Raw genomic sequence first — 5205 nt, 5'->3', positions numbered from 1 at the left:
GTTCCGCCGCGAGCTCCGACGCCGCCGCCCGGTCGGGTTTGCGCGAACGCCCCGACAGCGGGATCCGCGCGAACAGCAGCGCGTCCGGCCGGGCCGTGCCCATCCGGCGCAGCGGGTCCGACAGCGCGGCCCGCAGGGCCGGTTCGGGGATCCCGCGCTGCGGCTGCACCACCGCGACCAGCCGCTCGTCCCCGTCGCCCGCCGGGACCCCGACGAGCACGCCCAGCTCGACCCCGGGCACGTGCAGCCCCGGCTCGTACAGGCCCGGGTAGATGTTCTCCGCCCTGCGCAGCACCATGTCCTTGCACCGGCCCTCCAGCACGATCCGGCCCGCTCCGTCCAGCCGCGCCCGGTCGCCCGTACGCACCCACGGATCGGGCTCCTCCCCGAGGTAGCGGTCCCGGGCCGCGGGCCCGGCCAGCAGCAGCTGCCCGTCCCCGTCCGCCACCGCCCGGACCCCGGGCAGCGGGGCGCCGACCAGGTCCCCCGCCCCTGCGAAGGCCGCCTTCTCCCGGGACTCCACCGCGGCCGCCGGGAACAGCTCGGTCAGCGCGTACACCCCCCACGCCTCGTCCGCGCCCGCCGCCCGGACCCGGTCCAGCAGCGCGGCGCTCGCCGGAGCCGACCCCGTCCACACCCGGCCGCCGAACCGGGCGCCCGCCCCCAGCGCGTCCCGCAGCTGCGGCGGGGTCAGATAGGTGTCCCGGGGCCGCAGCCGGCGCAGCTGGCGGGCCAGCACGGCGGGGGAGCGGGCCGGCAGGGCGACGGGCGCCCCGCGCGTCAGGGAGGGCACCAGTACGAAGAAGGTGCCGCCCAGCACCGGCTCCGCGCCGTGCCCGCCGGTCGCCGGGTCCGCCGTGAACAGGGACGCCACCGTGTCCATCCCCGCGGCCAGCCCGGCCCGGCTGTGCACCACGGCCCGGGGCCGCGAGGTGGTCCCCGAGGTGAAGACGATCACCGCGTCGGCGGCGTCGGTGCCCCCGTAGACCGGCACGCCGGTGCGCGGCGCCCCCGTCTCCAGCGCGGGCGCGCAGCCCGGCAGCCGGGGGCCGACCGTGGCCACCGGCCCCAGCCCGGCCAGCTCCGGCAGTTCGAGCCGGGCCCGCCGGGCCAGCGTCCGGGCCCATCCGGCGACCGCCTGCGCGGCGGCGTCCGCGAGCACCAGCGCCGGCCGGGCCAGCGCGAGGCGGGCCCGCAGCACCTCGGCCCCGGCCCCCGGGTCCAGCACGGCCCCGCGCAGCCCCAGCCGCCACAGCGCGAGCAGCACCGCCAGCGCGCGCGGCCCCGGCCGCACCGCCACCCCCACGGTGTCCCCGGGCCGCAGCCCGCGCGCGTGCAGGGCGGCGGCGTACGCGTCCGCCAGCTCGACGAGTTCACCGCGGGTGGCGCTCACCCGGGTGGCCCCCGTACGGGTCGCGGACAGCACGGCGGGCCGCTCGGGCCGGGTGCGCAGCGCGTGCTCCAGTCGGTCCAGCATCAGCGCGGGTCCGTTCCGTGCGCGCCGCTGCCCTGGTCGAGGTACCAGCGGGCGGTCCCGGCGAGCCCGTACGCCCGCAGCCGGCGCGTCGAGTTCTCGACGACCATCCCCCGGCAGCGGGTGATCCGGTCGGTGTGGCGGCGCACCGCGTTCAGGAAGAGCCGGTCCGTGGGCGAGGGCCGCCGGGGCATCCCGCCGACTGCCAGGTACAGCTCCGCGGTGATGGCCATGTTGTTGCCCGCGTGCATCCGGTACGGGGCCTTGAACCCGCCCCGCCGGGAGTGCTGCGGCCGCAGCCGCCCGAACAGCGCGGCCACCGCGACCAGACCCGCGAAACCGGCCCGGCCCAGCGGCCCGTGCTCGTCGCGGCGCGCCGTGACCCGCCCGCACACCAGCCCGGGGCGCTCCAGCAGCGCCGCCCGCGCGGCGCCCGTCCAGCCGGGCCGGGGCAGGCAGTCGGCGTCCGTCCGGGCCAGCAGGGTCGCGCCGCGCGCGATCGCGTACCGGAACCCGGTGTCCACGGCCGAGCCGACCCCCTTCTCCGGCTCCTCTATCACCTCCACCGGGAACGGCGCCCGCCGCGCGAACTCCCTCGCGACGGCGGCCGTACCGTCCGTGGAGGCGTTGTCGACCACCAGCAGGGTGAACTCCCGGTCCCGCTGCGCCGCCAGCGCCGCCAGCGTCGAGGTGAGCCGCGCCTCCTCCTCGTACGCGGGCACCACCACCCACATCGGCGCGTTCACGACTTCTCCCAGACCATCGTCATGATGCTGACGCCGCCCCCCAGGCCCACGAACAGCACCCGCTCCCCGGCGGCGAGGCCGCCGAAGACCCGGTCCAGCTGCACCCCGATGCTCGCGCTGGCCACGTTGCCCAGCTCCGGCACCGTCACCACCAGCTTCTCCCCGGGCACCCCGGTCAGCTCCGCGAACCGCTCCAGGTACGGCACCGTCACCTGGTGCACCAGCACCTTCGCGAAGCCGTCCCAGTCCAGCCCCGTCCGGTGCAGCGTGCGGTCGATGACCGCCGTGCCCACCTTCTCGAAGACCCCGCGCAGCTCCCGCCCGTCCCCCCGGAAGTACGTGTACGCGTCCCCCCGCGGGTGCCGCGACCCGCCGCCCGGGATGCCCCCGACCTCCCAGTGCTCCGAGTGCGTCTCGGTGTCCACGTCCAGGATCCCGCCGCGTTCCACCGCCTCCACCACCACGGCCGCCCCCGCGTCGCCGAAGGTGTAACCGGCGAACCCGCTGCGGAACTCCGCGAAGTCGGCCGGGTCCGTGCGCACCGCACGGCTCGGGGTTTCCCCGGTGACCACCAGCGCCCGGCGCGCCCGCCCGGCCAGGACCATGCTCCGGGCGAGGTCGATGCCGTTGACGAAGCTGTTGCAGGCGTTGGTGACGTCCACGGCGTGCGCCCGGGACCCGAGCGCCGCCTGCACGATGTGCGCGGTGGCCGGCTCGACCATGTCCCGGGAGGCGGAGGCGAAGACCAGCAGATCCACGTCGAGCGGGGTGAGTCCGGCGGAGTCCAGCGCCCGGCGGGCCGCGCCCACCGCGAGCGTGGAGGCGAACACCCCCTCGGCCGCGATCCGCCGCGTCAGGATCCCGGTCGCCTGCGTCAGTGTCCTCGGCGGGAGCGCGATGCCACTGCGCCGGGTCACCTCCCGCTGGAGGTCGTCGGAGGACAGGACGTCCTCGGGCAACAGGGCGCCGACGGCGGTTATCCCGGCGCGCGGACGCGGGTCAGGCTGCTGAATGAACATGCCCTCACGATGACGGGCCGGACCGGCCCCCGGCCTGAGTACGGATGCTCAAGTACACGTGGTGCCCGCTGAGTAGGACGCCGGCCCTCCGCCTCGACGACACAAAATGACTATCCGTCAATATCGGTACGGACAGGGGTAGTTGTTCGTATCGTGGACCGACGGCCACGGGGGAGGACGAAATGGCTGCCGATCGTGAGTTACCCGGGCTCATCCAGCAGGGCGAGGAGTGGACGGACCGCTGGCTGAGCGCGGCCGTGCACCGCAACGAGCAGTTCGCCCGCGAGACCGCGGACGAACTCACGGAGGACCGGCTGACGGCGCTCGGCCCCTCGCTCGGGGTCGACCTCGTGGCGGTGGCCCGGCACGCGCGGGTGGCGGTGCGCCGCGCGGACCTCCGCGACGGCCTGCTGGCCGTGCTGCTCGCGGTCTGGCTGGTCCCGGCGGCCCTGCTGGTCTACGGGGCCCAGCTGGACCGGCCCGTCGGTCCGGAGCTGCTCGGCGTCCTGGGCGTGCTCGCCGCCGCCTGGACCCTGGTCCTGGTCACCGAGCACCGGTCCCGGACGATGGTCTACCGGGTGATCGGCTCGAACGGTCCGCCCCCCGACCGGCTCGCGCCGCCGCTCGACCCGGAGCTGGAAGCCCGGCTGTACGAGCAGGCCCGCACCAACGTCCTGCCGTACCACGAGCCCGCCGAGCGGACGAACCCCTTCGTAGGCAGCGGCGAGATGGTGGAGGACCGGGTCTGGCAGCCCATCGACATCAGCACCCCCGCCAAGGACCCCGTCGGCGGCGGCGAGCTGACCATCGTCGGCTTCGACGTCGTCGACCTGCACGCCTTCGTGGCCCGGGAGATGGGGGGCATCGCGGGCCTCGAAGGACTCCGGGCCGGCAACCGGCTGTACGTGCGCGGCTCCATGACCCCGCACGCCGGGAAGGAACTGCTGCCCGACCGGCTGCGGGCGCCCCGCACGTCGATCCCGGAGGCGATGGTGGAGGCCGGACTGACCCGCCCGGGCCTCGGGATGCGCACCTGCCTCTGCCTGGAGGGGATCGGCCAGGGCGGCCGGGTGATCGTCTCCATGCACCTGCGCGCCCGCGTCCAGCACCCCCGGCTGAGCTGGGAGGTGACCACCCAGGTGGTGGCGCCGCTACGGGACGAGTTCCTGGACGTGCGCAGGCTGCGGCAGGACCCCCGTTCGGCCACGTCGACGCGGCCCGGACCCTGCACGGCGAACTGGAACGGGCCGGGGAGGAACGCCGCGTCCCCGAGCCGGGGCTGATCCGCCGCTGCCTGGAAACCATCACGGTGGGGCTGGGCGCGGGCAGCGGGGCCCTGGCCCTGGCCCGGGAGATCACCACACTGGTCGGCGGCTGAGGGGCCCTCACCCGGCCGATCGGCGGCCGAACAGCCCCCGCAGCCGGGCCCCCGGCCCCGGGCGCAGCCAGGCCCGGAACTCCTCCGCCCGGCTGCGCCCGAGCCGGGCCAGCTCCCGCTCGGCCTCCGCGAGGTGCTCGGACGGCAGTTCCCGTACGACCGGCCGGAGCACCTCCTCCAGCAGATCGGTACGGGCCTGGCGCCACAGCGGCCCGGCCTGCGGGTGGGCGGACCAGACGGCGAAGCAGTCCGCGAGGTAGCGCGGCGAACCCCGCAGCCGCTCCCGCACCCCCTCGCCGCGCGCCGCCTCCCGGTAGGCGGCCAGCAACGCGGCGTCCTCGCTCTCGAACAGCACCCGTACGGCCCCCTCCGCCCGCTCCTCGCCGAGCAGTCGCGCGACGACGTCCGCGCGGCCGGAGTCCGGGCCGGCCGTATGCGCCCGCACACCGTCCGGCGCCCGGTCCGGCGTCCCGTCCGGCGCCCGGTCCGGCGTCCCGTCCGGCGCCCGGTCCGGCGTCCCGTCCGGCGCCCGGTCCGGCGTCCCGTCCGGCGCCCGGTCCGGCGTCCCGTCCGGCGCCCGGTCCGGCG

Annotated in this window: 5 protein-coding genes; 1 reads left to right on the top strand and 4 read right to left on the bottom strand. The window is 76.7% G+C overall.

The genetic code is table 11. The annotated features are described in order from the left end of the window. The 3 genes from AB4039_RS41340 to AB4039_RS41330 all read right to left on the bottom strand — a co-directional run. The coding region (locus AB4039_RS41340) for an AMP-binding protein (RefSeq protein WP_442273210.1) at nucleotides 1-1477 on the bottom strand (1477 nt) is incomplete at its 3' end. Next, entirely contained in the window at nucleotides 1477-2220 is a 744-nt protein-coding gene (locus AB4039_RS41335; protein WP_266843295.1) for a glycosyltransferase family 2 protein, read from the bottom strand. The genes AB4039_RS41335 and AB4039_RS41340, both read right to left, overlap by 1 nt. Further along, nucleotides 2217-3239 (bottom strand): 3-oxoacyl-ACP synthase III family protein, encoded by a 1023-nt coding sequence (locus tag AB4039_RS41330; protein ID WP_266843296.1) that lies wholly within the window; start codon nucleotides 3237-3239, stop codon nucleotides 2217-2219. Before AB4039_RS41330 ends, AB4039_RS41335 begins: the two co-directional genes overlap by 4 nt. Before the next feature lie 182 nt (nucleotides 3240-3421). On the opposite strand from AB4039_RS41330, the gene AB4039_RS41325 reads away from it, so the two are divergent. After that, the gene (locus AB4039_RS41325; RefSeq protein WP_442273209.1) at nucleotides 3422-4522 is read left to right on the top strand and encodes a hypothetical protein; all 1101 of its coding nucleotides are present in this window, start codon (nucleotides 3422-3424) and stop codon (nucleotides 4520-4522) included. Between the two features lie 102 nt (nucleotides 4523-4624). Here the strand turns inward: AB4039_RS41325 and AB4039_RS41320 are convergent. Next, a partial coding sequence (locus AB4039_RS41320; RefSeq protein ID WP_442273208.1) for a GTPase-associated protein 1-related protein occupies nucleotides 4625-5205 on the bottom strand: 581 nt, incomplete at its 5' end.

This window comes from Streptomyces sp. M-16 (assembly GCF_052114405.1).
Classification (GTDB): domain Bacteria; phylum Actinomycetota; class Actinomycetes; order Streptomycetales; family Streptomycetaceae; genus Streptomyces.
This window is presented reverse-complemented; position numbering and strand designations above follow the sequence as displayed.

Excerpts from the sequence above, each read along its gene's own strand:
- AB4039_RS41330 (WP_266843296.1), bottom strand. The coding sequence starts at position 3,239 with ATGTTCATTCAGCAGCCTGACCCGCGTCCGCGCGCCGGGATAACCGCC.
- AB4039_RS41325 (WP_442273209.1), top strand. The coding sequence starts at position 3,422 with ATGGCTGCCGATCGTGAGTTACCCGGGCTCATCCAGCAGGGCGAGGAG.